The following is a 25,673-nucleotide window of genomic DNA, read 5'->3' as shown; positions in this document are numbered from 1 at the left end:
GTAACGTGGCCATCATGAGTGAGTGCCCCCACGTATCGGAACTGCCGCGCCCCGAGCCCGCCCCGCTCAGCGACACCTGTCCGGAGTGTCTGGCCGCCGGCACCCATCCCGTGCAACTGCGGCTGTGCCTGGTCTGCGGGCATGTCGGCTGCTGTGATTCCTCGCCCCTGAAGCACGCTTCGGCGCACTTCGAGGCGACCGGCCATCCCGTGATGCGCAGTTTCGACTCGTCGGAGAGCTGGCGCTGGTGCTTCGTGGACGGTTCGATCGTCTGACGCCTGGGTACGTCAAACCGGCGCCGGTTCTTCGCAATTGACCGCCGCAGACCCCTAGCCACTGTGCGTACCCATGTGCATACGATGAGTAATCGCAAGGCTGCGGTCCCGGCGACACGGCATCATGGGTGGCGACAGCGTCGCCTGACCACAGAACCGACGACGGACCATACGGCCCCGGGCACTCGTCCCGGAGCCTCGAACGAGTTTGTGCCACCTTGGAGGTGAGGGTGTCCCAGATCGCAGGCGAGCCCGGGAACCAGGACTTCGTAGAGGTCCGGCTGCCCGCTGCGGGTGCCTACCTGTCGGTGCTGCGTACGGCCACGGCCGGCCTCGCAGCCCGCTTGGACTTCACTCTCGACGAGATCGAGGATCTTCGCATCGCGGTCGACGAGGCCTGCGCGATCCTGCTCCAGCAGGCCGTGCCCGGCTCCGTCCTCAGCTGCGTCTTCCGGCTCGTCGGGGATTCCCTCGAGGTGACCGTCTCGGCACCCACGACGGACGGCCGCGCCCCTGAGCGCGACACCTTCGCCTGGACGGTGCTCTCCGCACTGGCCGGCAAGGTCGACTCCACGGTCGCCGACGACCGTACGGTCAGCATCAGCCTGTACAAACAGCGCGGCGCGGGACCCGGGCCGGCGTGAGCGACGGGAACGGGGACGGTCCTGTGCGTGACGAGACGATCCGGTCGGAAGCGGTACGCCCGGCAGCCCTCCCGGAACAGCAGGCCCGGCCGCATCCGGAGGGCGAGGCGAACGGTGCGGACGGAACACAGGGCCGTCCGGTCGCGGCGGAGCAGCCGCAGGCGGAGCGGGCGGTCCAGATGAGCGAGCACGGGCACCACGATCCACGGGACCGCAGCGGGGCGCGGGCGCTCTTCATCGAGCTCCGGGCACTTCCCGACGGCTCCGTGGAGAAGGCCGAGCTGCGCAACCGGCTGGTGCGGATGCACCTGCCGCTCGTGGAACACCTGGCCCGCAGATTCCGCAACAGGGGCGAGCCCCTGGACGATCTGACCCAGGTCGCCACGATCGGCCTGATCAAGTCGGTGGACCGGTTCGACCCGGACCGCGGCGTCGAGTTCTCGACGTACGCGACCCCCACGGTCGTCGGCGAGATCAAGCGCCACTTCCGGGACAAGGGCTGGGCGGTGCGGGTGCCGCGGCGGCTCCAGGAGCTGCGGCTGTCGCTGACCACGGCCACCGCCGAGCTCTCCCAGCAGCACGGCCGCTCCCCGACCGTGCACGAGCTGGCCGAGCGCCTGGGGATCTCCGAGGAGGAGGTCCTGGAGGGGCTGGAATCGGCCAACGCCTACAGCACGCTCTCGCTGGACGTCCCGGACACGGACGACGAGTCACCGGCGGTCGCGGACACGCTGGGCTCCGAGGACGAGGCACTGGAGGGCGTCGAGTACCGCGAGTCGCTCAAGCCTCTGCTGGAGGACCTCCCGCCGCGTGAGAAGCGGATTCTGCTGTTGCGTTTCTTCGGCAACATGACCCAGTCGCAGATCGCCCAGGAGGTCGGCATCTCCCAGATGCACGTCTCCCGTCTCCTCGCGCGGACGCTCGCCCAGCTGCGCGAGCGACTGCTCGTCGAGGAGTAGCCGGCCCGCGGGAGCAGGGGAACTACGACGGATCAGGCGTCGGGGGTCGTCCGCGGCCCCCGGATGCCCAGCGCCCGCGTGGTCGCGGGGTTGAGCACGAGCACGAGCCCCGTGACGGCGACCGCGGCGAGGACGATGCCCGCGGGGATCAGGGCGCCCTGGGCCCGCAGCAGCGTCCAGGCCACGGGCAGCGCCATGAGCTGGGTGATGAGCGCGGGGCCGCGGCTCCAGCTGCGCCGCAGCAGCAGCCCACGCGCGGCGAAGAGCGGAATCAGACCGAGTGCCACCAGAGTGAGCCCGCCCATCTCGGCCTGCTGGATGCTGTCGGGCCGCCCGAGGAGCCCGACGGCCAGCATGTAGATCCCGCCGACGACGAGCGCCGCGCCTTCGAGCGCGTTGAGTGCGGCCAGGGCGGCGATCCGGCCCGGCTTCTCCGGGCCGGCCGAAGGTGACGGGGAGGGCGCGTTCTGCTGAGTGCTCACGCCTCTCAGATTCGCATCCCGGACCGCCGAAAGCGAAGCCGGGGCCGGGACGCGCACACCACGGAAGGGCCGTCACGCTGCGTGACCGGATGTGAGCCCGGTGGATCGTGACTTCAGGGCGGTACGGCGCGGTGGGTACCCTGGCGGGCATGCGCGCACTTCTCGTGGTCAACCCAGCTGCCACCACTACCAGTGCGCGGACCCGTGACGTACTGATCCACGCCCTCGCGAGCGAGATGAAGATCGAGGCCGTGACCACGGAGTACCGCGGCCACGCCCGGGACCTGGGGCGTAGGGCCGCCGATTCCGACGACGTGGACCTGGTGGTCGCCCTGGGCGGCGACGGCACCGTGAACGAAGTGGTCAACGGGCTGCTGCACAAAGGACCGGACCCCGAGAACCTGCCGAGCCTGGCCGTGGTGCCCGGCGGTTCCACCAACGTGTTCGCCCGTGCCCTCGGCATCCCCAACGACGCCGTGGAGGCGACGGGCGCCATCCTGGACGCCCTCGCCGACCGCAGCGAGCGCACGGTGGGGCTCGGCCTGGCCGCCGGCACCCCGGGCACGGCGGACGAGGCCGTCCCCGGGCGATGGTTCACCTTCTGCGCGGGACTCGGTTTCGACGCGGGTGTCATCGGCCGGGTCGAACAGAAACGCGAGCGGGGCAAGCGGTCCACCCATGCGCTGTACGTGCGCCAGGTGCTCCGGCAGTTCCTGGAGGAGCCGCACCGGCGCGCCGGCCAGATCACCCTCGAGGTCCCCGGCCGGGACCCGGTCACCGACCTCGCACTGTCGATAATCTGCAACACCGCCCCCTGGACCTACCTGGGGAATCGTCCGATATACGCCTCGCCGAAGGCCTCCTTCGACAGCGCCCTGGACATCCTCGGCCTGAAGCGTCTCTCCACCCCCGCCGTGACCCGGTACGCCACTCAGTTGCTCACCTCGAGCCCCGAGAAGGGCCCACACGGCAAGCACGCCGTATCCATGCACGACCTCACGGACTTCACCTTGCATTCAAAGGCTCCACTGCCCTTCCAGATGGACGGTGACCACCTGGGACTGCGTACGAGCGTGACGTTCACAGGCGTACGCCGTGCACTGCGTGTGATTGTGTGAGTGGAAGGGGCCAAAGTCCTTTGACTCGAACGTTTGGGCTGGCCCCCACCCCTTAGAAGTACGGCTGTGACCTAGTCGACACCGAGGAATCAAAAAAAACTTTCCAGAAGGGGTTGTATCCGCCGCCGAGGTTTGCGAATCTCTACATGGCGATCGGGACGGCCCGCAACATCGGCCTCCACTGAGAGCCAGAACCCCTCCTCACCACAACAGGACCACATCCAGCTCATCTGGGCGTCGGACCTTTGTCCGCGGGGGGATTCGTGAAAGCGTTCACATTCACAAGCATCAGCATGTAATACCAAGGAGAGGTAGCAGCCATGGACTGGCGTCACAACGCCGTTTGTCGTGAGGAAGACCCGGAGCTGTTCTTCCCCATCGGCAACACCGGTCCTGCGCTGCTGCAGATCGAGGAAGCCAAGGCCGTCTGCCGTCGCTGCCCCGTCATGGAGCAGTGCCTGCAGTGGGCGCTCGAGTCCGGCCAGGACTCCGGCGTCTGGGGTGGCCTCAGCGAGGACGAGCGCCGCGCAATGAAGCGCCGCGCCGCTCGCAACCGGGCGCGTAACGCCAGCGCCTGACCGACGCCCCCCGCACGACGAGCCTCAGCCCGGCGGCGCGTACAGAGCGTACGCACAACCCCGCCTTCGAGTCGCAGCGCGCAGTACCCCCGAAACGCATCGCATCGTGAGCACCACGCAGTGGGCCCGGACCGTCACCACGGTCCGGGCCCACTGCTGTGTGGCGGCGCCCGCCGCACCACCTTGCTACTTGTCGTTCCGTACGGGGATGTCGAGCACCACCTGCGTGCCGCGCACCGGGGCCGGCACCATGCCGAAGGTGCCACCGAGTTCACCCTCGACCAGCGTCCGCACGATCTGCAGACCCAGGTTGCCGGCCCGCTGGGGGTCGAACCCCTCGGGCAGCCCGCGCCCGTCGTCCGTCACGGTGATCAGCAGCCGGCCCTCGGCCGGAGAGCCGCCGCGCACCGCGGACACCTCCACCGTGCCGTGCTCCGCCACGGTGAACGCGTGTTCCAGCGCGTTCTGCAGCACCTCGGTGAGCACCATGGAGAGCGGAGTGGCCACCTCCGCGTCAAGGATTCCGAAGCGTCCCGTGCGGCGGCAGGTGACCTTGCCCGGCGAGATCTCGGCGACCATCGCGATCACCCGGTCGGCGATCTCGTCGAACTCGACCCGCTCGTCCAGATTCTGGGACAGCGTCTCATGGACGATGGCGATCGAACCGACGCGCCGCACAGCCTCGTTGAGCGCCTCACGGCCACGCTCCGAGTCCATCCGGCGCGCCTGGAGCCGCAACAGGGCCGCCACCGTCTGGAGGTTGTTCTTGACCCGGTGATGGATCTCCCGGATGGTGGCGTCCTTCGTGATCAATTCCCGCTCGCGGCGCCGGAGTTCCGTGACGTCACGGAGCAGCACCAGCGAACCGATGCGCACCCCCTTGGGCTTGAGCGGGATCGCGCGCAGCTGGATGACCCCGCCGGCGCCCTCGACCTCGAACTCCCGGGGCGCGTAGCCGCTCGCCACCTTGACCAGGGCCTCGTCCACCGGCCCGCGCGACGGCGCGAGTTCCGCGGTGGTCTCGCCCAGGTTGTGGCCGACGAGGTCCGAGGCCAGGCCGAGCCGGTGATAGGCGGAGAGGCCGTTGGGGCTGGCGTACTGCACGACGCCGTCGGCGTCGAGCCTGATCAGCCCGTCGCCGACGCGTGGCGAGGCGTCCATGTCGACCTGCTGGCCGGGGAACGGGAAGGACCCGGCGGCGATCATCTGGGCGAGGTCCGAGGCGGACTGGAGGTAGGTGAGCTCCAGCCGGGACGGCGTGCGCACGGTGAGGAGGTTGGTGTTCCTGGCGATGACGCCGAGGATCCGGCCCTCCCTCCGTACGGGGATCGACTCGACCCGGACGGGCACCTCCTCCCGCCACTCCGGGTCGCCTTCACGCACGATGCGGCCCTCGTCCAGGGCGGCGTCCAGCAGCGGCCGGCGGCCACGGGGCACGAGGTGGCCGACCATGTCGTCCTGATAGGAGGTGGGGCCGGTGTTGGGCCGCATCTGCGCCACGGACACGTAGCGGGTCCCGTCACGGGTGGGCACCCACAGGACGAGGTCGGCGAATGACAGGTCGGAGAGCAGCTGCCACTCCGAGACCAGCAGATGGAGCCACTCGAGGTCGGTGTCACTCAGGGCTGTGTGCTGGCGGACGAGGTCGTTCATGGAGGGCACATGTGCGAGCGTACCCGCGGGGACGAAGAGGTTCCGAACCGATCGGACCGCGGATACGTGACACTGTGCGGGGAAGGACCCGGGCCGGAGAATGTCCGCGCCCATGGATGGACATGAGCTTTTGGTCTAGTCCACAATGCACCACGTAGGGGTATGACAGGCATGATGCCTCCCCTGCGCGACAGACCTCCGCCCTCCCCGCACAGGGGGGCGGACCGAGGTATCCGGCGCTCTCTGCCCTGACTGCGCCGGTACCTCCAGTGGCCGGAGGCACCGCACACCGCCGGCCAGGCAGCTCCGGGCTGCGGTGCCGGACGGGCTGAGGGTCCCGTCCCGGCGCCGCGGCCCGCGGGTGTTTCCGGGGGCGTTCACCCCGCGGACGGAGCCGTCCGCCGACAGGGCGACAAGCAGTGACGCACACGTGGACGGTTCGCCTCCGTGCCGCGCCGTTCTGCTAGATTGGGCCCCACAATTGGTCTATACCACATGACGCCACTCTCCAGATCGGCAGGCACAGCGTGGAAGTTGTCATCGTTCCGGACGCCACGGCAGGCGGCGAACTCATCGCGGAGGCCATCGCGGCCCTGCTGAGCCGCAAGCCCGACGCCCTGATCGGCGTAGCCACCGGCTCGACCCCGCTGCCCATCTACCAGGCGCTGACAGCGAAGGTCCGCTCCGGCGCCGTGGACGCCTCGCGCGCCCGCATCTGCCAGCTCGACGAGTACGCCGGGCTGCCCGCCGGCCACCCCGAGTCGTACCGCTCGGTCGTGCTGCGCGAGGTCATCGAGCCGCTCGGCCTGTCGGAGAAGTCCTTCATGGGGCCGGACGGCGCAGCCGAGGACGTGCAGGCGGCCTGCGATGCCTACGACAAGGCGCTCGCCGAGGCGGGCGGCGTCGACCTCCAGCTCCTCGGCATCGGCACCGACGGGCACATCGGCTTCAACGAGCCGTGCTCCTCACTCGCCTCCCGCACGCGCATCAAGACGCTGACCGAGCAGACACGGATCGACAACGCGCGCTTCTTCGACGACGACATCGAGCAGGTGCCGCACCACGTCATCACGCAGGGCATCGGGACGATCCTGGAGTCCCGCCACCCTGTCCTGCTGGCCACCGGCGCCGGCAAGGCCGACGCGGTCGCCCGGACCGTCGAGGGCCCCGTCGCCTCGGTCGTGCCGGCGTCGGCACTGCAGCTGCACCCGCACGCCACGGTGGTGGTCGACGAGGCGGCGGCCTCCAAGCTGAAGCTGGCGGACTACTTCCGCGCCACGTATGCGGCGAAGCCGCGGTGGCAGGGCCTGTAGGACCCATCCCATCGAGCACGAGGGCCGGGTCACCGTCACAGGTGACCCGGCCCTCGTGCGTCGCCGTCTCAGGAAGCCCGGCCCGTGATCGCCTCCGCCGCCGCGACACCACACACGCGTGCCGCGCCGTGCGTGGCGATGTGCAGCGCGCCCCGGGGCGGCGCCACGGGCAGGCCCATCTCGACCACGACCGTGCCGGGACGTGCGGCCACCAGGGCGTCCAGCGCCTCACTCATCCACGCGTGCCGGTGTGCGTCGCGGACGACGGCGACGATGCGCCGCTCCCCCGCCGCACCGAGCACCTCGGCGGCCGGTGACGCGCTCCCGCTGCCGTAGGTGCCCGTCTCCGTGCCCGGCAGTATCCGGGCCAGCTCGGCCGCGACGCCCCACGGCGTCTCGTCGCCGACCGCGATGTTGGCGACCGGGGTGAACGCCGCGACGTACGCCGGCTCGCTCAGCGGCTCGGCGGATCCCGTGACCGTCACGGCCCGGCGGGCCGCGACCAGCCCGACGCCGGCGCCGGGCGCGGTCCCCTCCTGCATGTCCGCGCCCGGCTCCGGGGCAGCCCCCCTGGCCCCCTGCGTCCAGGACGCGAGGGCCCGTACACGTGCGGCCGCGTCGGCCAGCCGCTCCTCGGGCAGTTCACCGCTCCGCACCGCCGCCACCAGCGCGTCGCGCAGCCGCAGCACGGTGTCCTCGTCGGCCAGCCCGCCGCCGACGCAGATGGCGTCGGCGCCCGCGGCGATGGCGAGGACCGATCCGCGCTCGATGCCGTACGTGCCGGCGATGGCGTCCATCTCCATGCCGTCGGTGACGATCAGCCCGTCGTAGCCCAGTTCCCCGCGCAGCAGACCGGTGAGGATCCGCGGGCTCAGGGTCGCGGGCCGCGTCGGGTCGAGTGCGGGAAGCAGGATATGGGCGCTCATCACTGATTTGGAACCCGCTGCGATGGCCGCACGGAAAGGCACCAGCTCACGCGTGTGCAGTGTGTCCAGGTCCACATCGATGCGGGGCAGCGAGTGGTGCGAGTCGACCGCCGTGTCGCCGTGGCCGGGGAAGTGCTTGGTGCAGGCGGCGACACCGGCGGTCTGGAGTCCCTCGACGTAGGCGGCGGTGTGGCGGGCGACGAGCCCGGTGCCGGCGCCGAAGGAGCGTACGCCGATGACCGGGTTGTCCGGGTTGGAGTTGACGTCCGCGGACGGCGCCCAGTTGAGGTTGACCCCGCACTCGGCGAGCCGGCGGCCGAGCTCCCGGGCGACGGCTCTGGTCAGGTCGACGTCGTCGACGGCGCCGAGAGCGAGGTTGCCGGGGAAGGACGAGCCGTTGCGGACCTCGAGCCGGGTGACGTCGCCGCCCTCCTCGTCGATCGCGACGAGTACGTCGTCCCGCTCGGCCCGCAGCCGGGCCGTGAGCCCGGCGAGTTGCTCGGGCGAGTGGATGTTCCGGCCGAACAGCCCGACGGAGGCCAGGCCTTCGCCGACCCTGCGCAGGAGCCAGTCCGGGGCGCTCGTGCCGGTGAAGCCCGGCTGGAGGACGGCCAGCGCGTCACGGGTGACGGTGTCCGTGGTGGATACGAGGGTGGTCATGGGGCTGCGTTATCCCTTCACGGCGCCGGAGGTGAGCCCCGTGGCCATCTTCCCCTGAATGATCATGAAGAAGATGACGACCGGGATGGAGATGAGCGTGGAGGCGGCCATCAGCGCGCCGTAGTCCGTACCGCGTTCCGTGGTGAAGGTCATCAGCCACACGTTGAGCGTGTACTTGGAGTTGTCGTTGATCAGGATGTACGCGAAGAGGTACTCGTTCCACGCGTTGACCAGGGCGAAGATCGACGCGGCCGCGAGCCCCGGGGCGAGCAGCGGGAAGATGATCCGGCGGAAGGCCCCCATGCGGGTACAGCCGTCCACCATCGCGGACTCCTCCAGCTCCACCGGGATGTTGATCACGAACCCGCGGATCATGATGGTCGCGAACGGCAGCGTGGACACCAGGTAGACGACGATGAGTCCCCAGTACTCGTCGATGCCGCCCAGCGCGTTCAGCTGGAGGTAGATCGGGATCAGCATCGCGGTCGGCGGCAGCATCTGGACCAGGATCATGATCATCATCAGCGCCTTCCGCCCGAAGAAGCGGAAGCGGCCGATGGCGAGCGCGGCGAGCGTCGCGATGATCATGCCGCCGACCACCGCGGTGACCGACACGATGAGGCTCGACTGGATCGCCGTGGCGAAGTTGTCCTGCTTCACCGCGCGCGCGAAGTTGTCGAAGGTGAGGGAGGACGGCCACAGGGTCTGGTCGTAGGACCGGATCTCGTGGTTGGGGCGCAGCGAGCTGACGACCAGCCAGTAGACCGGGAAGGCCATGACCCCGGCCGTGACCAGCGCCAGGATGTTGTAGCCGAGGCGGTTCCTCCTGCGGTCGGGCCTCAGGACCTGGGCCGGCGCGTTCGTGGGCGTGGAGGCGCTCATTCGACCTCTCCCGTCTTGATCAGCTGGCGCAGGTAGTACACGGCGACACCGGAGAGCATCAGGACGGTGATCAGCGCGATCGCGCTGCCCTGGCTGAAGGAGGTGGACTCGAAGGCCTTGGAGAAGGAGTAGAGGCCGAGGGTCTCGTAGTCGGGTTCGGGCTTGTTTCCGCGCAGCAGCCAGATCTGGCCGAACACGTTGAAGTCCCAGATGACCGAGAGGGTCGCGACCATGGTGAAGACGGGCTTGATGACGGGCCAGGTCACGTAGCGGTAGACGCCGTAAGCGGTGGCCCCGTCGAGTGAGGCCGCCTCCTCGAGCTCCTTGGGGACCTGGGTGAGGGCCGCGTACATCGTGATCACGACGAACGGGATGGCTCCCCAGACGACCAGGAGCGTGATGATGCCGAAGCCCTGCCAGGGGTCGAGGAACCAGTTGTGGCCGAGCCACTCGTCCTCGTTGCCCGTGATGTCGGCGAGCAGGGTGTTGATCAGGCCGTAGTCGGAGTCGGAGAACCAGCGGAAGACCGACGCGGCGACCATGAGCGGCATGGACCAGGCGGCGATCAGGGCCACCGTGAGGACGAGCCGCACCCAGGTGGAGAGCTTCAGCATCATCAGGGCGATCAGCAGGCCGATGCCCATGGTCAGCACGACGCAGATGGTCATGAAGACGAGGGTCCGGCCGACGACCGACCAGAACTCGGGGTCGCCGAGGATGTTCGTGAACTGCTCGAAGCCGACCCACGGGGTCTCGCCGTTGCCCCAGAGGGCCGCCCGTCCCAGGTCCTGGAAGGACATGATCACGGTCTTGATCAGCGGGTAGACGTAGACGGCGGCGATCGCCAGGATCGCCGGCAGGATCAGGAGGTAGGGGAGGAGTTCCCCCTTCTTCCTCCGCTTCTTCGTGCTCGGCCCGCCGGCTTCCTGCCCGGAGGGCGAGGTCCCGGTCTTCTCCGGGGCACGCGGCAGGGTGACCGGTGGACCGGCGGCCTTGGTGTCGGCAGCAGTCACGTGACTGACCTTCCATCGGGATTCCGGGGATCTGCATCCGGGAATCACGGCGTTTCTACCTGAGAAAGGGAGGCGGGGGCCCGGTGTTCGCCGGACCCCCGCCTGGAGAGCCGTAGGCCCGGGGACTACTTGTTGATGAGCTCGTTGATCTTGTCGTCGGCCTTCTTGGCGGCGTCGGCGGCCGAGGCGCCCTTGAGGATCTCCAGGAGCATGTTCTCCAGGACCTCCTCCTTCTCGATCGAGGTCCAGCCCGGCGCGATCGGCGTGAACCAGGCGTCCGGCACCGCGTTGGCGACGGCGGCCGTCTCCGGCTTCGACTTCAGCGGCTCGAGCTGCTTCTCGTTGTTCGGGAGGATGTTCTTGGAGGTGAGCACCTCCTGCGACTTCTCACTGGTGAACATCGAGACCCAGTCCTCGCCCAGGTCGGTGACCTTGGACTTGGCGGTCACCGCGAGGTCCGAACCGCCGATGAAGGACGGGAGGGCCTTGCCTTCCGGGCCGGGCATACCGGCCGTGGCGATCTTGCCCTCGAGCTTCGGGTTGCCGTTGTTGGCACCGTCGACGACGGAGCCGGCCTCCCAGCCGTTGCCGTAGATCAGGGCCGCCTTCTCGTTGGCCATGACGTTGGCGTGGTCCTGCTCGTCCTTCGTCAGGTCGGCCTTGTTGTACTTCTTGACCAGGTTGACGAAGTGCTCGATGCCCTTCTGGGACTCGGCGGAGGAGAGGTTGCCCTTCCACTCCTTCGCACCCTCGTCGTACTCGGCGATGGAGCCGCCGTACGCCGCGACGTAGGACATGGCCGCGTACCAGTAACGGCCCGGGAGGTAGAGGGACGAGAAGCGCTTGTCCTTCTTGCCGTACTCGGCCGAGACCTTGTCGAGCGCGGCGAGCAGCTCGTCCTCGGTCTGCGGAAGGGTGTCGCTGCCGGTGCCCTTCTTCAGCATGTCCTTGTTGTAGACCGCGACACGGGCACCCGCGTAGTAGGGCACGCAGAACTGCTTGCCCTCGAAGGTGCAGGTGTCCTTCAGGCCCTTGATCCAGGTGTCCGAGTTGTCGTACTTCTTGGGGTCGATCTCGGCGAGCGCGCCGTTGAGGATGTACTGCATCGTCTCGGTGTTGCCGAGCTCGACGACATCCGGGAACTTGTCGCCGCCGAGGGACGTGTCGAGCTTCTTGGCCTTGTCCGCCCACTGCTGGTACTGGACGTCGACCTTCACCTTGGGGTACTTCTTCTTGAACTGCGCGTTGACGTCCTTGACCAGTTCCGGCCAGGTGCTCTGCGCGTCGACCATGAGCCAGACCGTCAGGCTCTCGGTGCGGTCCTTCGGGTCCTTCGAGGCGTTGTCACTACTGTCCCCACCACACGCCGCGATCCCGGTCATCATCGCTGCGACGCCTACTGCCGCAATGAGCTTGCGCTTCATGCCACACCCTCCTCAGGGATACCAGCAACCCCCCGCCCACCGCGAAGACGTACGCCTGGCGCTACCTGTGGGGCTGGGACCTGGTCTTTAATGGTTTAGACCAGTACCGGGAGCTTGGCCTAGACCTTTAGGGGTGTCAAGGGTGTATAAGAAGTGCACTCGCGTCCGTTATCGGACCGACACCTGAGGGAGGGCGACGACCCGTGACGAGGCCGTGCCACCATGTGAGCCGCGACAGACGGAGGAGCCGGTGACGGCAGCAACGCAGCAGTCGGGAAGGCGGGCCATGGGTGCCGACGGGGGCAGCAGCACGAGCGAGACCGGTGCGGGTGCGCGCACCGCACGCGTCCCGAAGTACTACCGGCTCAAGCGCCATCTCCTCGACATGACGGACACCATGCCGCCCGGCACTCCGGTGCCGCCCGAGCGGACCCTGGCGGCGGAGTTCGACACCTCGCGCACCACCGTGCGCCAGGCCCTCCAGGAACTGGTGGTCGAGGGCCGGCTGGAACGCATCCAGGGCAAGGGCACCTTCGTCGCCAAGCCGAAGGTCTCCCAGGCCCTGCAACTCACCTCGTACACCGAGGACATGCGCGCCCAGGGCCTGGAACCCGCCTCCCAGCTCCTGGACATCGGCTACGTCACGGCGGACGACACACTCGCCGGACTGCTGGACATCACGACGGGCGGGCGGGTGCTGCGGATCGAGCGGCTCCGGCTCGCCAGCGGCGAACCGATGGCCATCGAGACCACGCACCTCTCGGCCAAGCGCTTCCCCGCGCTGCGCCGTTCACTGGTGAAGTACACCTCGCTCTACACCGCGCTGGCCGAGGTCTACGACGTCCGGCTCGCCGAGGCCGAGGAGACCATCGAGACCTCGCTCGCCACACCGCGCGAGGCGGGCCTGCTCGGCACGGACGTCGGCCTTCCGATGCTCATGCTGTCCCGGCACTCGATCGACGGGGACGGCGAGCCTGTGGAGTGGGTGCGCTCGGTGTACCGGGGTGACCGGTACAAGTTCGTGGCCCGTCTGAAGCGCCCCACGGACTGAGGCCGGTCCGCTCCACGGAACGTCCGATCCCCCTGCACAAGCGGGGGGATCAGTCATTTCGGGCGACGCCGTACCGTTGCAGGACCGCAATGCGGACAGGGGTGACGGTGGCCGGAACTCTCGCTTAGATTTCCTGCGCATTACACAGGTGATCAGCGAGGGGACGGAGTCGCCACATGCAAGAGGAAACCGGTGCGAAACCACCGACAGTCACACCCGGGAGGGTGGTCATCGCGCTATGCCTGATCGCCCCGTTCGTGGCGTTGCTCTGGGTCAGCTCGTACGCGAGGGTCGAACCGACCTTCATCGGCATCCCGTTCTTCTACTGGTACCAGATGCTCTGGGTGCTCATCTCAACCGGTCTGACCATGATCGCGTACGTGTTGTGGCGGCGTGACCAGCGCGCCCGCAAGGGGGGTGCGTCAGCATGAAGGACGGCGTGAACGGCGTCGCACTCGCCGTATTCATCTTCTTCTTCCTGGCCGTCACGGTCATCGGATTCATGGCCTCGCGCTGGCGCAAGGCCGAGAACGAGGCCAGCCTCGACGAATGGGGCCTGGGCGGACGGTCGTTCGGCACCTGGGTCACCTGGTTCCTGCTGGGCGGCGACCTCTACACGGCGTACACCTTCGTCGCGGTACCGGCGGCCATCTACGCGGCGGGCGCGGCCGGCTTCTTCGCCGTCCCGTACACGATCCTCGTCTACCCGCTGATCTTCACGTTCCTGCCGCGTCTGTGGTCCGTGTCGCACAAGCACGGCTACGTCACGACCTCGGACTTCGTGCGCGGCCGCTTCGGCTCGAAGGGGCTCTCGCTGGCGGTCGCCCTCACCGGCATCCTCGCCACGATGCCGTACATCGCGCTCCAGCTGGTCGGCATCCAGGCCGTGCTGGACGTCATGGGCGTCGGCGGCGGCGAGACCACGCACTGGTTCATCAGGGACCTGCCGCTGCTGATCGCGTTCGCGGTCCTCGCCGCGTACACCTACTCCTCGGGACTGCGCGCGCCCGCGCTCATCGCGTTCGTCAAGGACGGCCTGATCTATCTGGTGATCGCCGTGGCGATCATCTACATCCCGATCAAGCTCGGCGGCTTCGACGAGATCTTCTCCAAGGCCGGCGAGGCGTACGCGCAGACCAACGAGGCGACGGGCCAGCCGCGCGGCTCGCTCGTGCCCGGCGACATGGGCCAGTGGGGCTACGCCACGCTGGCTCTGGGCTCGGCTCTCGCCCTCTTCATGTACCCGCACTCCATCACGGCGACGCTCTCCAGCCGCAGCCGTGAGGTGATCCGGCGCAACACCACGATCCTGCCGCTGTACTCGCTGATGCTGGGCCTGCTGGCCCTGCTCGGATTCATGGCGATCGCCGCCGGCATCAAGGTGGACAACGGGCAGCTCGCGATCCCGCAGCTGTTCGAGAACATGTTCCCCGACTGGTTCGCGGGCGTGGCCTTCGCCGCGATCGGGATCGGAGCGCTGGTGCCGGCCGCGATCATGTCGATCGCCGCGGCGAACCTCTTCACCCGCAACATCTACAAGGACTTCATCAAGCCCGACGCGACCCCGGCCCAGGAGACGAAGGTCTCCAAGCTGGTCTCGCTGATGGTCAAGGTCGGCGCGCTCGCCTTCGTCCTCACCATGGACAAGACGGTCGCGATCAACTTCCAGCTGCTGGGCGGCATCTGGATCCTCCAGACGATGCCGGCCCTCGTGGGCGGCCTGTTCACCCGGTGGTTCCACCGCTGGGCCCTGCTCGCGGGCTGGGCGGTCGGCATGCTCTACGGCACGGCGGCCGCGTACGGCGTCGCCAGCCCGACCCAGAAGCACTTCGGCGGGTCCTCGAAGGAGATCCCGGGCATCGGCGAGATCGGCTACATCGGTCTCACCGCGATCGTGCTGAACATCGTCGTCGTGGTCGTGCTGACCTTCGTCCTCAACGCGCTGAAGGCCCCGGCCGGTGTGGACGAGACCTCGCCGTCCGACTACACCGCGGACGTGGGCGACCCGGGCGTCAAGGCCGAACTGCCCCCGGCCACGGCGGGTGCGCCGGGCGGTCACTGACCCCCACGGCAGTCGTCGAGCGTGACATCCGTCCGTCCCGGCAGGGTCAGCCCTGCCGGGACGGCGTCGTATCGGGTACCGGTCCTGCGGGACCGCCCTCATACGGAGCCGGGGCGGACACCGCGGCCGCGCTCCTGACATTCCGCCTGGAGTTCCGAACCGCCGCGACACTACATGTGGGGGCTGCCTCAATCGGCAGCCCCCACATGTATGCTCGACCTCGCTGTCGTCGCAGGGGAATCCGGTGCGAATCCGGAACTGTCCCGCAACGGTGTGACCGGTGTGCTTCTGCGCACCGGCGACAGTCCGAAGACCTGTCGACAGCGCGTCCGGCTCGACCGAACCGGACGCAGAGACGTCCGGGCCCCGCGGAGGGCCGGTGGACGCCGTGCGCCGCGCCGCCCCTCCCCCGGGTGCCTCCGTGCCCGGCTGCCCCGCTCCCGCAGGCCCCGAGCCGAGCGAGGGATAGCCCCAGTGACCATCGCGCCAGCCGACCCGGTTTCAGCCGCGGAATCCGAAGACCGCACGACCGACGCGCCCGGGACCGCACTGCTGCGGACCCTGACCGGCCTGACCGCCGATCTGCCCGACACCGACCCCGGCCGGGTAGCTGCCGCCGCGCTGCGCGGTCGCAACGCCCGGTCGGACGAGGCGGAGCTGCGCTCGCTGGCCACCGAGGCGGCCGCCGGTCTGATCTCCGAGGACCCGGCCTACTCCCGGCTCGCCGCGCGGCTCCTCACCCGGGCCGTCGCGGACGAGGCCGCCGGCCAGGGCGCTGTCTCCTTCTCGGCGTCGGTCGCCGCCGGGCATCGCGAGGGTCTGATCGCGGACCGTACGGCCGAGTTCGTCGCGCTGCACGCCGCCGCCCTCGACGCCCTGGTCGACCAGGCGCTCGCCGACGGCGCCGACGACCGCTTCGGCTACTTCGGGCTGCGGACGCTGCACAGCCGGTACCTGCTGCGCCACCCGCTCACCCGCCAGGTCATCGAGACCCCGCAGCACTTCATGCTGCGCGTCGCCGCAGGCCTCGCCGAGGACAACTCCGAGCGCGCCCTGGAGGAAGTGGCCGCGCTGTACGGGCTGATGAACAGGCTGGACTACCTGCCGTCCTCCCCCACCCTCTTCAACTCCGGCACCCGGCACCCGCAGATGTCCTCCTGCTACCTGCTGGACTCTCCGCTGGACGAGCTCGACTCGATCTACGACCGCTACCACCAGGTGGCCCGCCTCTCGAAGCACGCGGGCGGCATCGGACTCTCCTACTCCCGTATCCGCGCCCGTGGTTCACTCATCCGGGGGACCAACGGGCACTCCAACGGCATCGTGCCGTTCCTGAAGACGCTCGACGCCTCGGTCGCCGCGGTCAACCAGGGGGGCCGGCGCAAGGGTGCCGCCGCCGTCTATCTGGAGACCTGGCACGCGGACATCGAGGAGTTCCTGGAGCTGCGCGACAACACCGGCGAGGACCAGCGGCGTACGCACAACCTCAACCTGGCGCACTGGATCCCGGACGAGTTCATGCGCCGTGTCGACGCGGACACGGACTGGTCGCTGTTCTCCCCGGCCGACGCCCCCGAGCTGGTGGACCTGTGGGGCGACGAGTTCGACACGGCCTACCGCGCCGCCGAGGCCAGGGGCCTGGCGCGCAAGACCATGCCCGCCCGTGAGCTGTACGGCCGCATGATGCGCACCCTCGCGCAGACCGGCCAGGGCTGGATGACGTTCAAGGACGCCTCCAACCGCACGGCGAACCAGACGGCCCAGCCGGGCCGGGTCGTCCACTCCTCCAACCTCTGCACCGAGATCCTGGAGGTCACCGACGACGGCGAGACGGCCGTCTGCAACCTCGGTTCGGTCAACCTCGGCTCGTTCGTCGCCGACGGCACCATCGACTGGGAGCGGCTGGACGCCACGGTCCGCACCGCCGTGACCTTCCTCGACCGCGTCGTGGACATCAACTTCTACCCGACCGAGCAGGCCGGCCGGTCCAACGCCCGCTGGCGGCCCGTGGGTCTGGGCGCGATGGGTCTTCAGGACGTCTTCTTCCAGCTGCGGCTGCCCTTCGACTCCCCCGAGGCCCGCGCGCTGTCCACGAAGATCTCCGAGCGGATCATGCTGGCCGCCTACGAGGCGTCCTGCGACCTGGCCGAGCGGTCCGGCCCGCTGCCCGCCTGGTCCGAGACCCGCGCCGCCCGCGGCGTGCTGCACCCCGACCACTACGACACCGAGCCGCACTGGCCCGAGCGCTGGGACGCGCTGCGCGCCCGGATCGCGAAGACCGGGATGCGCAACTCCCTGCTGCTCGCCATCGCGCCGACGGCGACGATCGCGTCGATCGCCGGGGTGTACGAGTGCATCGAGCCGCAGGTCTCCAACCTCTTCAAGCGCGAGACGCTCAGCGGCGAGTTCCTCCAGGTCAACGCCTACCTGGTGGACGAGCTGAAGCAGCTCGGCGTCTGGGACGCGCGGACCCGTGAGGCACTGCGCGAGGCGAGCGGCTCCGTGCAGGGCTTCGCCTGGATCCCCGAGGACGTACGAGCGCTGTACCGCACCGCGTGGGAGATCCCGCAGCGCGGTCTGATCGACATGGCGGCGGCCCGTACGCCGTACCTCGACCAGAGCCAGTCGCTGAACCTGTTCCTGGAGACACCGACGATCGGCAAGCTCTCCTCGATGTACGCGTACGCCTGGAAGCAGGGGCTGAAGACGACGTACTACCTCCGCTCGCGCCCGGCGACCCGGATCGCCCGCGCGGCGTCCGGGAAGTCCGCGGCCACCGCCCCCATCCCCGTACAGCAGGCTTCGGCGCCCGACGCCGACGCGATCGCCTGCTCCCTCGAAAACCCCGAGTCCTGCGAGGCCTGCCAGTGATGAGTACGTCCGAGAACAAGAACCTGCTCGACCCGGGCTTCGAACTGACCCTGCGTCCCATGCGCTACCCGGACTTCTACGAGCGCTACCGGGACGCGATCAAGAACACCTGGACGGTGGAGGAGGTCGACCTCCACTCGGACGTGTCCGACCTCGCCAAGCTCTCACCCGGTGAGCAGCACATGATCGGCCGGCTGGTCGCGTTCTTCGCGACGGGTGACTCGATCGTCTCCAACAACCTCGTGCTGACGCTCTACAAGCACATCAACTCGCCCGAGGCGCGGCTGTACCTGTCGCGTCAGCTGTTCGAGGAGGCCGTGCACGTCCAGTTCTATCTGACGCTGCTCGACACCTATCTGCCGGACCCTGAGGACCGTGCGGCGGCCTTCGACGCGGTCGAGGAGATCCCCTCGATCCGCGAGAAGGCGCAGTTCTGCTTCCGGTGGATGGACTCGGTCGAGAAGATCGACCGGCTGGAGACGAAGGCCGACCGCCGGCGCTTCCTGCTCAACCTGATCTGCTTCGCCGCCTGCATCGAGGGTCTGTTCTTCTACGGCGCGTTCGCATATGTCTACTGGTTCCGTTCGCGGGGGCTGCTGCACGGTCTCGCGACGGGCACCAACTGGGTGTTCCGTGACGAGACGATGCACATGAACTTCGCCTTCGAAGTCGTGGACACCGTCCGCAAGGAGGAGCCGGAGCTCTTCGACGACGCCCTCCAGCAGCAGGTCACGGACATGCTGAAGGAGGCCGTCGAGGCGGAGCTGCAGTTCGGCCGCGACCTGTGCGGCGAGGGCCTGCCGGGGATGAACACCGAGTCGATGCGCCAGTACCTGGAGTGCGTCGCCGACCAGCGGCTCACCCGGCTCGGCTTCCCCGCGCTCTACGGCTCCGAGAACCCGTTCTCGTTCATGGAGCTCCAGGGGGTGCAGGAGCTGACCAACTTCTTCGAACGCCGCCCCTCCGCGTACCAGGTGGCGGTGGAGGGGTCCGTCGGCTTCGACGACGACTTCTGACCTCTCCTGCCCCTCCGCACCCTTCAAGGGCCTTCTAGACCCTCGCCCAGGACCTGAGGTACGGGCGCCGCGTGGCCGTGACCGGCAGCGCGGCGCCTGCCGCCTCCGGGGGTTGCGCCCGCCTCCGCCGTTCCGCGTCGCGCAGTTGGCGGTCGATGTGGCGCTCCCGTGCGAGGCCGACGAGGGCGGGCAGCAGGACGAGGATGAAAAGTGCGGCTATGACCAGGTAGCTCAGGAATGTGTTCATGGCTCCACTGTCGCCCTCGCGAGGGGAATCCGGCAGTGGCAGGACTGTCATGCAGCATCGAATTACTGCCACAATGGCGCCATGCTGAAGAATGTCGCCGTCCTGCTGCTCGACGAGGTACACCCCTTCGAACTCGGCGTCCTGTGCGAGGTGTTCGGGCTCGACCGCTCCGACGAGGGGCTGCCTGTACACGACTTCGCGGTGGTCTCGGCGGAGGGCCCCGTCCTGCAGACCCACGCCGGTTTCACCATCAGCACACCCCACGGACTGGAACGCCTGGAGGAGGCCGACCTCGTCGCCGTACCGGCGGGGAGCCGCTTCATGGACCGGGAGTACCCGGAAGAGGTCCTGGACGCCCTGCGCCGGGCCGTGGAGCGCGGCGCACGCGTGCTGAGCGTCTGCTCCGGCGCGTACGTCCTCGGCGCGGCCGGACTCCTGGACGGCCGCCGCTGCACCACCCACTGGCGGCACGCCGACGCGCTGGCGCGCCGCTTCCCGAAAGCCGTCGTGGAGCCGGACGTGCTCTACGTGGACGAGGGCCCGGTCATCACGTCGGCGGGTACGGCCGCCGGCATCGACGCCGCCCTGCACCTGGTCCGCCAGGCGCACGGCCCCGCCGTCGCGAACGCCATAGCCCGCCGCATGGTGGTCCCCCCGCACCGGGACGGCGGCCAGGCGCAGTACATCAAGCGTCCGCTGCCCCGCACCCGGTGCGACACGGTCGGCGAGACCCTCGCCTGGATGGAACGTCATCTCGACCAGGAGATGACCGTGGAACAGCTGGCGGCGCAGACCCACATGTCGCCCCGGACCTTCGCCCGCCGTTTCCAGCAGGAGACGGGCACCACGCCGTACCGCTGGCTGCTGCGGCAGCGCGTACTGCTGGCGCAGCACCTGCTGGAGACGTCGGACGCGACGATGGACACGATCGCGGGACGGACCGGCTTCGGTAACGCGGCCGCGCTGCGGCATCAGTTCGTACGTTCGCTGGGCACGACCCCGAACGCGTACCGCCGCACGTTCCGGGGGCCGGACGCCCTGGCCGAGGCGGCCTGAGCGGACGGCCCCCGGAGTACCGTCAGATGCCGCAGCCGGAGGCCGACCAGAAGTGGTTCGGGCCCTGGTTCACGTGGATGTGGTCGCTGTGACCGGGGTACCCCGGGCCGAGGATCCCGTTGAACCCGTGGTACCGGGCCTGCTTGGCGATGGTGCACAGCGAGTGCGGACCGGAACCGAGATCGACCGCGTCACCGTACAGATGACGGCTGTTCGACGCCCCGCCGACCGCGGAGTTGCAGGAGTAGGACCGGAAGCCACTGGTGACCCGGATGGACTGGTCGCCGAGCGCGTGCCGCAGGGCCTCCAGCTTCCACATGCTGCTCAGGGCGTTGGCCTTGGCCGTGCCCGCGGCGACCGCTCCGCCCGCCCAGGTGCTGTTGCACTGGTTGAGCTCGGGGTAGGTGAAGTGGATCGGCGTGCAGTCGTCGTCCTGCAGCGCGTAGAGCTTGGACTGCGTGGCCGGTCCGGCGACACCGTCCGCGGCGAGGCCGTAGGCGGACTGGAAGCGCTTGACCGCTGCCGTGGTGGCGGGGCCGTACGAGCCGTCGATGGCCAGTACGGAGTTGTATCCCGGATAGCCGGCCACCCGGATCTGGAGCTGGGTGACGTCGGCGCCGGTGGCGCCGGGCGACAGGGTGCGGCTCCAGGTGTAACAGCCGTCGGCCTGCGCGGTGCCGGCGGTGACGACGGCACCGCCGATGGCGAAGGCCATGGTCATGACAAGGCCGAGCAACAGATGTGCGGTACGTCTGAGCATGGGATCTCCCTGCACGGTGAGGCGTAGAGGTGAGGCGTGAGGACGAGCCTGGCGGACGGGTCGACGCGCGTCAACTACCGCCGCTGAAACGCTGGTTGACCAAGAGGCATTTGCTCGCCCGCACCACCGGGGCACAGGGGAGGGGCCCCGCCGCCGGCGAGGCCCCTCCCCTGTGGCCGGGTCAGTCGTTCGGGACGACCTCGTAGCGGGGGGTGCCCTCCGCCATCTGCTTCAGCGCGTCCTTGCGGTCCCGCTTCGAGAGCCGGTCGATGTACAGGTAGCCGTACAGGTGGTCCGTCTCGTGCTGGAGGCAGCGCGCGAAGTAGCCGCTGCCGCGCACCTTCACCGCGTTGCCCCGGGCGTCCTGACCGCGCACGACGGCGTAGTCCGGACGCGCGAGCGGGGCGTATGCCGTGGGCACGGACAGGCATCCCTCGTTGGAGTCGTCGAGGTTGCGCTGCTCCGGCGCGAGGTCGTCCAGCACCGGGTTGCAGATGGCGCCGACGTGCCGCACCCCGTCGTCGTCGGGGCAGTCGTAGACGAAGACCTTGAGGTCCACACCGATCTGGTTGGCGGCCAGGCCCACGCCCTGCGCCGTCCGCTGGCTGGCGAACATGTCGTCGATCAGCCGCGCGAGCTCGTCGTCGAACTCCGTGACGTCCCTGCACTCCTTGTGCAGCACCGGATTGCCGACCACCGTGACCGGGCGGGAGGTGCCGCGCTCCCGGTGCGCGGCCTCGCGCGCCTCGCAGTCCTCGGTGTCCACGAGGAAGCCCTCGTCGTCCACACCGGTCTGCTCGTCCGTCTCCTGCTGCGACATGTCCGCCGTACGCCTTCCTGCAAACCTGAACCCGTGAGTACCCGCACCGGCATCGGTGCCCGTACAGCCTACGGGCACCGGTCAGCAGACTTCTTCCAGATCCCGCCACTCACGGCTGTCCGGGCTGTCCGCCACCCAGCCGTCCAGCAGGCCGCGGACCAGGCCGGGCGGGGCGGCTATGCCGCACTCACGCTCCGGTACCCACAGGTCACCGGCGGTGCGGTGGCCCAGTGGCCCTGGGTGGCCCGGCTCGCTGTGGTCGTGCGGGTCCAGATGCTCGCCGTCACCCTCGTCGCTCTCCATCCGGCTCTCCGAACAGGCGCGGCAGAGCAGCCGCACGGAGGACGACCAGTCCTCGGCGGCGAATCCGGCATCGGACGCGAGCTTCTCCAGCGCGTCCCGGTCCGACTCGGTGGCGGCCTCCAGGAGCACCACCCAGGTGGGGACGGGAGAAGGCGCCCACAGCTCGATCTCGTCGAAGACCGGGTACGACGGCCCGGCCGCCGTGATCCTCTCGCCGTTCGGCACCCCGTCGTGCAGGACGACCTCTCCCCAGCGCCGCCCCGAGGACGGCAGCGGGATCGACAGCACTTCCAGCCGTGCCGGATCGAGCCTGCGGCCCCACACGACCTCGGCCTCGCCCTCGGGCGAGAGCCGCACGGCCGCGCTGCCCAGCTCCATGCCGGTGGGCTCGCTGTTCGCCGCCGCGCCGTGCTGACCACTGCCCGGCACTCTCAGCCCGTAGGCCTGCCAGGCCCTGCGCGCAAGCGGCCAGTCCTGCAGCGCGGTGGCGGCGATCCCGACGTTCCACCAGTCCGGGGCCCCGGACTCACGGTCGAGCAGCGCCACGGCGCGCAGGCCCGCGGCCCTCGCCTGTTCCCAGTCGTGCCGGAACTTGTGCAGCAGCGCGAGATTGAACCAGGACTCGGAGAGCCAGGGCTCAAGGTCCGCCGCGCGCGTCAGCAGGGCCCCCGCGTCCTCGTACCGGCCGTCGCCGATCAGCGTGAACGCGCGGTCCGTGGCCTGCCGCCAAGAGGCGGACGGCCGATGCCGTACCTTCCCGAAGATCCTCACGATTCCCGCCTGTCCCGACTGGACACCCTCGTTTTCCGCTCTCCTTCGCATCCAACCATGCCCGGCCGGACGCCCGCTCATTACCCATGGGTTACCCAGCCCCGGCCGGGGTCAGACCGCCCCGCGCCAGGACTCTGGCCAGTGCTTCCACCACCTGTGGCTGGTAGTCGCTGCCGGTGCCGAGCCTGAGCTGCTCCAGAGCCCCCAGGGGCCCCTTGACGCCTTCCCCGCACAGGTCGTCGTACGCGTTGACCGCACGGACGATCCTGGCGGCGGTCTGCTGTTCCCGGTACGGATCCGCCTGCTGCTCGACCACCACGGCGACCGCGGGATCCACCCCGGTCTGCCGGACCACCGCCCCGCCGAGCAGGGCGATCCGGCGCTGCTCCGCCGCCGGCAGGACGGCGGTCGCCCCCTCGGCCACCGGGTCGACGAGCGAGAGCTGGCCGATGTCGTGCATCAGCGCCGCGTACTCCAGCACGGTCAGCTCGGGGCCGGCGAGCCCCAGCTCCCGCCCGACGGCAGTGGAGAGCTCCGCCACTCTGCGGGCGTGCCCGTGCGGGGTGTAGCCCGCGATCTCCGTGGAGCGGGCCAGCGACGCGATGGTCTGCCTGTACGTCGTACGGACGGCGGCGTAGCGGCGGAACGACACCTGGGTGAGCAGCAGCGGTACACACAGGACCGGCAGGGCCCACAGTCCGGCGACGGCGACCCCCAGCGCCATTACGGCACCGGTCGCGCCGACCGCCGAGCCGATGCCGCTGAGCGCGCGGAGCTCGTCGCGGAGCTGCGGCCCGTACGGACGGGACGTGTCCGCCGTCAGAGCGGTGAGGACTGCGTCGCAGAGTGCGGTGAGCACCAGGGTCACGACCAGGAAGAGGGTGACGTATGGCCCCTCCCCGAACCAGCGTTCCGACCGGCCCGAATGATGGAGAGGCTGGAAGCACACGGCGGCGAAGGCCACGGTCAGCACGCGGCGGGCCGCCTGGTCGGGCCCGGGGCCGCTGCCGCGCGCCATGTGCGGCACGGAGGCGAGCAGCTGGGCCGCGACGACGACCGTGATCACCTGGAGGACGCCGTGCGAGGTGTCCTCTCCGGCGCTGCGACCGAGCAGCGCGTACGCGAGTGCGCCGGCCGCCCCCAGCGGCGCGGGCTCGCGCTCACCGGGCAGGGCGCCCCAGCGGGCCAGCTCGCCCACGGTGACCAGCACACCGAAGGCGAGGGCGTGCCCGGGCTCGACGACGCCGGTCCACAGGGTGTGCCCGAGGGCTACCGCCGCGAGGAGGAGCGCGGCGCCACGTACCGCGAGGACGGCCGGCGGGGTCCGGACGGGGGTCACCGCTGCTGTCCGGGCCGGTCCGGGGACCCTGTGGCGGCCGGCAGGGATCCCGGCCGCTGCACCGGCAGTCCTGGCCCTTCCTCGTCCGAGGTGACCGTGTTGGCCGCTGCGGACCAGCCGTGCCGGTCCAGGGCGCGCGCAAGCGCTCGTACCATTCGCGGGTCGAACTGACTGCCGGCGCAGCGCCGCAGCTCCTCCACGGCCGCCGGAACGGGCCGTCCGCGGCGGTAGGAGCGCGTCGAGGTCATCGCGTCGAAGGCGTCCGCGACGGCGACGACACGGGCGAACTCGGGAATCCTGTCGCCTGCGAGGCCGTACGGATAGCCGCTGCCGTCGAGCCGCTCGTGGTGGTGCAGGATCGCTTCGCGCGCCTCGTCCAGGAAACCGATGCCCCGGACGATCTCGTGGCCGTACTCCGGGTGCAGCTCGATGACCCGGCGCTCCTCGGGGGTGAGGGGCCCGTCCTTGCGCAGGACCCTCGTCGGGACGCCCAGCTTGCCGACGTCGTGCAGGATGCCGGCGAAGCGGAGGGCTTCCATCCGGCTCTCCTCCATGCCGAGTTCACGGGCGATCAGCTCGGAGGCGCGGCCCACCCGCTCGCTGTGTCCACGGGTGTAGCCGTCCTTGATGTCGACGGCCTGGACGAGTGCCCTGATCGTGGCGCGGTGTGCCGCCTGCCGGCGGTGGTACTGCGCGAAGACCCAGCAGGAGATGTACATCGGCAGCAGGACGACGAGCGCGGACAGCGGGCCGTAGGAACTGCGCCACAGGACGGCCATCATCAGCCCCGCGAGCGCGTGCACCAGATGCGGTCCCACGGAACCGGCCGGCAGCCCGCGCCAGGCGTGCCGGACGGCCACGCGCTCGGCCGTGACGAGGATGCCGCCGTCCGTCGCCGCCAGCACGAGGCTGAAGACGAGTGCCGTGGCGCAGGCAGGGACCAGGGCGTAGGGGAGGTCGGGAACGGCGCCCTCCGCGGCGCCGCCGAGCGTGGCCGGTCCCCCGAGGAGCGCGTAGGTCCATGAGGCCGCACCGACGGTCAGGGCGAGCTGGGCGGCCCGCCAGATGCGGCGGGCCGCGACGGGCGGCCGGTCCACACGGCCCGCGAGTGCGCCGGGTACGGCGACGAGGACGGCGGCGGACGGCGGCAGCAGGAAGGCGGCGGTGAGCAGCACGGGGAAGAACGATCCGGCACTGACCGGCACGGCCCTGCCGAAGAAGCGGCAGCGGCCGGGGAGTTCACAGGCCGTGCAGAGCGCGGCCAGGAGGCCCAGCGTGCCCCATGGGGTGCCGGCCCCGGGGGACAGTGCGGGAGCGGCGCAGAGTACGGCACAGACCGCCGCGCACAGGATATGGACGCGTGCTGCCCCCGGTGTGCCCCTCACCCGTACCGCCCGCCCCCAGCCTGGTCGATGGAGGCGCCAGGCTAGCGACTGGGAAATCGGTCGGG

Annotated in this window: 24 protein-coding genes and 1 riboswitch; of the genes, 12 read left to right on the top strand and 12 right to left on the bottom strand. The window is 69.8% G+C overall.

What is annotated here, in order from left to right; all coding sequences use genetic code 11:
* Positions 1-14: 14 nt before the first annotated feature.
* From BFF76_RS00965 to BFF76_RS00955, 3 genes are all read left to right on the top strand, one after another.
* A complete protein-coding gene (locus tag BFF76_RS00965) occupies positions 15-275 on the top strand; it encodes a UBP-type zinc finger domain-containing protein (RefSeq protein ID WP_031091329.1) in 261 nt (86 codons plus the stop codon).
* A gap of 230 nt (positions 276-505) precedes the next feature.
* The gene (locus BFF76_RS00960) at positions 506-919 is read left to right on the top strand and encodes an ATP-binding protein (RefSeq protein WP_014154139.1); all 414 of its coding nucleotides are present in this window, start codon (positions 506-508) and stop codon (positions 917-919) included.
* Positions 916-1,878, top strand: coding sequence for an RNA polymerase sigma factor SigF (locus BFF76_RS00955; RefSeq protein ID WP_420877196.1), 963 nt, complete (start codon positions 916-918; stop codon positions 1,876-1,878). The genes BFF76_RS00960 and BFF76_RS00955 overlap by 4 nt, the downstream gene beginning before the upstream one ends.
* A 32-nt stretch (positions 1,879-1,910) precedes the next feature.
* On the opposite strand, the gene BFF76_RS00950 is transcribed toward BFF76_RS00955, so the two are convergent.
* On the bottom strand, positions 1,911-2,360 hold the full coding sequence (locus BFF76_RS00950; RefSeq protein ID WP_208604801.1) for a hypothetical protein: 450 nt from the start codon (positions 2,358-2,360) through the stop codon (positions 1,911-1,913).
* Between the two features lie 149 nt (positions 2,361-2,509).
* Between BFF76_RS00950 and BFF76_RS00945 the strand changes: the two genes are divergently transcribed.
* Both BFF76_RS00945 and BFF76_RS00940 read left to right on the top strand, forming a co-directional pair.
* Positions 2,510-3,478 carry a diacylglycerol/lipid kinase family protein gene (locus BFF76_RS00945; protein WP_065846760.1) on the top strand — a complete coding sequence of 323 codons (969 nt, stop codon included), beginning with the start codon at positions 2,510-2,512 and terminating at the stop codon, positions 3,476-3,478.
* 320 nt (positions 3,479-3,798) lie between these two features.
* Positions 3,799-4,056, top strand: coding sequence for a WhiB family transcriptional regulator (locus BFF76_RS00940; RefSeq protein WP_003953983.1), 258 nt, complete (start codon positions 3,799-3,801; stop codon positions 4,054-4,056).
* A gap of 186 nt (positions 4,057-4,242) precedes the next feature.
* Here BFF76_RS00940 and BFF76_RS00935 read toward each other — a convergent pair whose 3' ends face one another.
* The gene (locus tag BFF76_RS00935; RefSeq protein ID WP_031091323.1) at positions 4,243-5,709 is read right to left on the bottom strand and encodes a sensor histidine kinase; all 1,467 of its coding nucleotides are present in this window, start codon (positions 5,707-5,709) and stop codon (positions 4,243-4,245) included.
* A 527-nt stretch (positions 5,710-6,236) separates the two neighbouring features.
* Here BFF76_RS00935 and nagB point away from each other — a divergent pair.
* The gene (gene nagB, locus BFF76_RS00930) at positions 6,237-7,022 is read left to right on the top strand and encodes a glucosamine-6-phosphate deaminase (RefSeq protein ID WP_065846705.1); all 786 of its coding nucleotides are present in this window, start codon (positions 6,237-6,239) and stop codon (positions 7,020-7,022) included.
* A gap of 68 nt (positions 7,023-7,090) precedes the next feature.
* Here the strand turns inward: nagB and BFF76_RS00925 are convergent, their stop codons facing one another.
* The 4 genes from BFF76_RS00925 to BFF76_RS00910 form a co-directional block, all read right to left on the bottom strand.
* Positions 7,091-8,608, bottom strand: a complete 1,518-nt coding sequence (locus BFF76_RS00925) for a glycoside hydrolase family 3 protein (RefSeq protein WP_065846703.1) — start codon at positions 8,606-8,608, stop codon at positions 7,091-7,093.
* A gap of 9 nt (positions 8,609-8,617) precedes the next feature.
* Positions 8,618-9,490 carry a carbohydrate ABC transporter permease gene (locus BFF76_RS00920; protein ID WP_031091317.1) on the bottom strand — a complete coding sequence of 291 codons (873 nt, stop codon included), beginning with the start codon at positions 9,488-9,490 and terminating at the stop codon, positions 8,618-8,620.
* Positions 9,487-10,503 (bottom strand): carbohydrate ABC transporter permease, encoded by a 1,017-nt coding sequence (locus tag BFF76_RS00915; RefSeq protein ID WP_065846701.1) that lies wholly within the window; start codon positions 10,501-10,503, stop codon positions 9,487-9,489. Before BFF76_RS00915 ends, BFF76_RS00920 begins: the two co-directional genes overlap by 4 nt.
* A gap of 125 nt (positions 10,504-10,628) precedes the next feature.
* Complete coding sequence (locus BFF76_RS00910) at positions 10,629-11,927, bottom strand: sugar ABC transporter substrate-binding protein (RefSeq protein WP_031091312.1); 1,299 nt, start codon at positions 11,925-11,927, stop codon at positions 10,629-10,631.
* A gap of 286 nt (positions 11,928-12,213) precedes the next feature.
* Here BFF76_RS00910 and BFF76_RS00905 point away from each other — a divergent pair, with 286 nt between their 5' ends.
* From BFF76_RS00905 to BFF76_RS00885, 5 genes are all read left to right on the top strand, one after another.
* Positions 12,214-12,978, top strand: a complete 765-nt coding sequence (locus BFF76_RS00905) for a GntR family transcriptional regulator (RefSeq protein WP_031091309.1) — start codon at positions 12,214-12,216, stop codon at positions 12,976-12,978.
* Positions 12,979-13,154: 176 nt separating this feature from the next.
* Entirely contained in the window at positions 13,155-13,409 is a 255-nt protein-coding gene (locus BFF76_RS00900; RefSeq protein WP_031091308.1) for a DUF3311 domain-containing protein, read from the top strand.
* Positions 13,406-15,040: a monocarboxylate uptake permease MctP gene (gene mctP / locus BFF76_RS00895; protein ID WP_031091305.1), complete on the top strand. Its 1,635-nt coding sequence runs from the start codon at positions 13,406-13,408 to the stop codon at positions 15,038-15,040. Before BFF76_RS00900 ends, mctP begins: the two co-directional genes overlap by 4 nt.
* A 210-nt stretch (positions 15,041-15,250) precedes the next feature.
* A riboswitch (cobalamin riboswitch) is annotated at positions 15,251-15,376 on the top strand.
* Positions 15,377-15,514: 138 nt separating this feature from the next.
* Entirely contained in the window at positions 15,515-17,911 is a 2,397-nt protein-coding gene (locus tag BFF76_RS00890) for a ribonucleoside-diphosphate reductase subunit alpha (protein ID WP_031091303.1), read from the top strand.
* Positions 17,911-18,927, top strand: a complete 1,017-nt coding sequence (locus BFF76_RS00885) for a ribonucleotide-diphosphate reductase subunit beta (protein ID WP_031091301.1) — start codon at positions 17,911-17,913, stop codon at positions 18,925-18,927. Before BFF76_RS00890 ends, BFF76_RS00885 begins: the two co-directional genes overlap by 1 nt.
* 34 nt (positions 18,928-18,961) lie before the next feature.
* Here the strand turns inward: BFF76_RS00885 and BFF76_RS00880 are convergent, their stop codons facing one another.
* Positions 18,962-19,174, bottom strand: coding sequence for a hypothetical protein (locus BFF76_RS00880; RefSeq protein ID WP_053930453.1), 213 nt, complete (start codon positions 19,172-19,174; stop codon positions 18,962-18,964).
* Between the two features lie 81 nt (positions 19,175-19,255).
* On the opposite strand from BFF76_RS00880, the gene BFF76_RS00875 reads away from it, so the two are divergent.
* Entirely contained in the window at positions 19,256-20,230 is a 975-nt protein-coding gene (locus BFF76_RS00875; protein WP_065846699.1) for a GlxA family transcriptional regulator, read from the top strand.
* A gap of 22 nt (positions 20,231-20,252) precedes the next feature.
* Here BFF76_RS00875 and BFF76_RS00870 read toward each other — a convergent pair whose 3' ends face one another.
* From BFF76_RS00870 to BFF76_RS00850, 5 genes are all read right to left on the bottom strand, one after another.
* Positions 20,253-20,990 carry a D-Ala-D-Ala carboxypeptidase family metallohydrolase gene (locus tag BFF76_RS00870; protein WP_031091295.1) on the bottom strand — a complete coding sequence of 246 codons (738 nt, stop codon included), beginning with the start codon at positions 20,988-20,990 and terminating at the stop codon, positions 20,253-20,255.
* Positions 20,991-21,171: 181 nt separating this feature from the next.
* On the bottom strand, positions 21,172-21,810 hold the full coding sequence (gene def, locus BFF76_RS00865; protein WP_031091293.1) for a peptide deformylase: 639 nt from the start codon (positions 21,808-21,810) through the stop codon (positions 21,172-21,174).
* Positions 21,811-21,891: 81 nt separating this feature from the next.
* The gene (locus BFF76_RS00860) at positions 21,892-22,884 is read right to left on the bottom strand and encodes a tetratricopeptide repeat protein (RefSeq protein WP_031091292.1); all 993 of its coding nucleotides are present in this window, start codon (positions 22,882-22,884) and stop codon (positions 21,892-21,894) included.
* Between the two features lie 91 nt (positions 22,885-22,975).
* Positions 22,976-24,223 carry an HD-GYP domain-containing protein gene (locus BFF76_RS00855; protein WP_065846697.1) on the bottom strand — a complete coding sequence of 416 codons (1,248 nt, stop codon included), beginning with the start codon at positions 24,221-24,223 and terminating at the stop codon, positions 22,976-22,978.
* Complete coding sequence (locus BFF76_RS00850) at positions 24,220-25,608, bottom strand: HD-GYP domain-containing protein (protein WP_053930451.1); 1,389 nt, start codon at positions 25,606-25,608, stop codon at positions 24,220-24,222. The genes BFF76_RS00855 and BFF76_RS00850 overlap by 4 nt, the downstream gene beginning before the upstream one ends.
* Positions 25,609-25,673 lie beyond the last annotated feature (65 nt).

Origin of the sequence: Streptomyces mutomycini, from assembly GCF_001700505.1 — a bacterium.
Taxonomy (GTDB): domain Bacteria; phylum Actinomycetota; class Actinomycetes; order Streptomycetales; family Streptomycetaceae; genus Streptomyces; species Streptomyces mutomycini.
This window is presented reverse-complemented; position numbering and strand designations above follow the sequence as displayed.

Bases quoted from the DNA above. Each gene is read 5' to 3' on its own strand.
- BFF76_RS00965 (WP_031091329.1), top strand. From the start codon at position 15: ATGAGTGAGTGCCCCCACGTATCGGAACTGCCGCGCCCCGAGCCCGCC.
- BFF76_RS00945 (WP_065846760.1), top strand. From the start codon at position 2,510: ATGCGCGCACTTCTCGTGGTCAACCCAGCTGCCACCACTACCAGTGCG.
- BFF76_RS00940 (WP_003953983.1), top strand. From the start codon at position 3,799: ATGGACTGGCGTCACAACGCCGTTTGTCGTGAGGAAGACCCGGAGCTG.
- BFF76_RS00935 (WP_031091323.1), bottom strand. From the start codon at position 5,709: ATGAACGACCTCGTCCGCCAGCACACAGCCCTGAGTGACACCGACCTC.
- BFF76_RS00925 (WP_065846703.1), bottom strand. From the start codon at position 8,608: ATGACCACCCTCGTATCCACCACGGACACCGTCACCCGTGACGCGCTG.
- BFF76_RS00920 (WP_031091317.1), bottom strand. From the start codon at position 9,490: ATGAGCGCCTCCACGCCCACGAACGCGCCGGCCCAGGTCCTGAGGCCC.
- BFF76_RS00910 (WP_031091312.1), bottom strand. From the start codon at position 11,927: ATGAAGCGCAAGCTCATTGCGGCAGTAGGCGTCGCAGCGATGATGACC.
- BFF76_RS00905 (WP_031091309.1), top strand. From the start codon at position 12,214: ATGGGTGCCGACGGGGGCAGCAGCACGAGCGAGACCGGTGCGGGTGCG.
- BFF76_RS00900 (WP_031091308.1), top strand. From the start codon at position 13,155: ATGCAAGAGGAAACCGGTGCGAAACCACCGACAGTCACACCCGGGAGG.
- mctP (WP_031091305.1), top strand. From the start codon at position 13,406: ATGAAGGACGGCGTGAACGGCGTCGCACTCGCCGTATTCATCTTCTTC.
- BFF76_RS00885 (WP_031091301.1), top strand. From the start codon at position 17,911: ATGAGTACGTCCGAGAACAAGAACCTGCTCGACCCGGGCTTCGAACTG.
- BFF76_RS00880 (WP_053930453.1), bottom strand. From the start codon at position 19,174: ATGAACACATTCCTGAGCTACCTGGTCATAGCCGCACTTTTCATCCTC.
- BFF76_RS00875 (WP_065846699.1), top strand. From the start codon at position 19,256: ATGCTGAAGAATGTCGCCGTCCTGCTGCTCGACGAGGTACACCCCTTC.
- BFF76_RS00870 (WP_031091295.1), bottom strand. From the start codon at position 20,990: ATGCTCAGACGTACCGCACATCTGTTGCTCGGCCTTGTCATGACCATG.
- def (WP_031091293.1), bottom strand. From the start codon at position 21,810: ATGTCGCAGCAGGAGACGGACGAGCAGACCGGTGTGGACGACGAGGGC.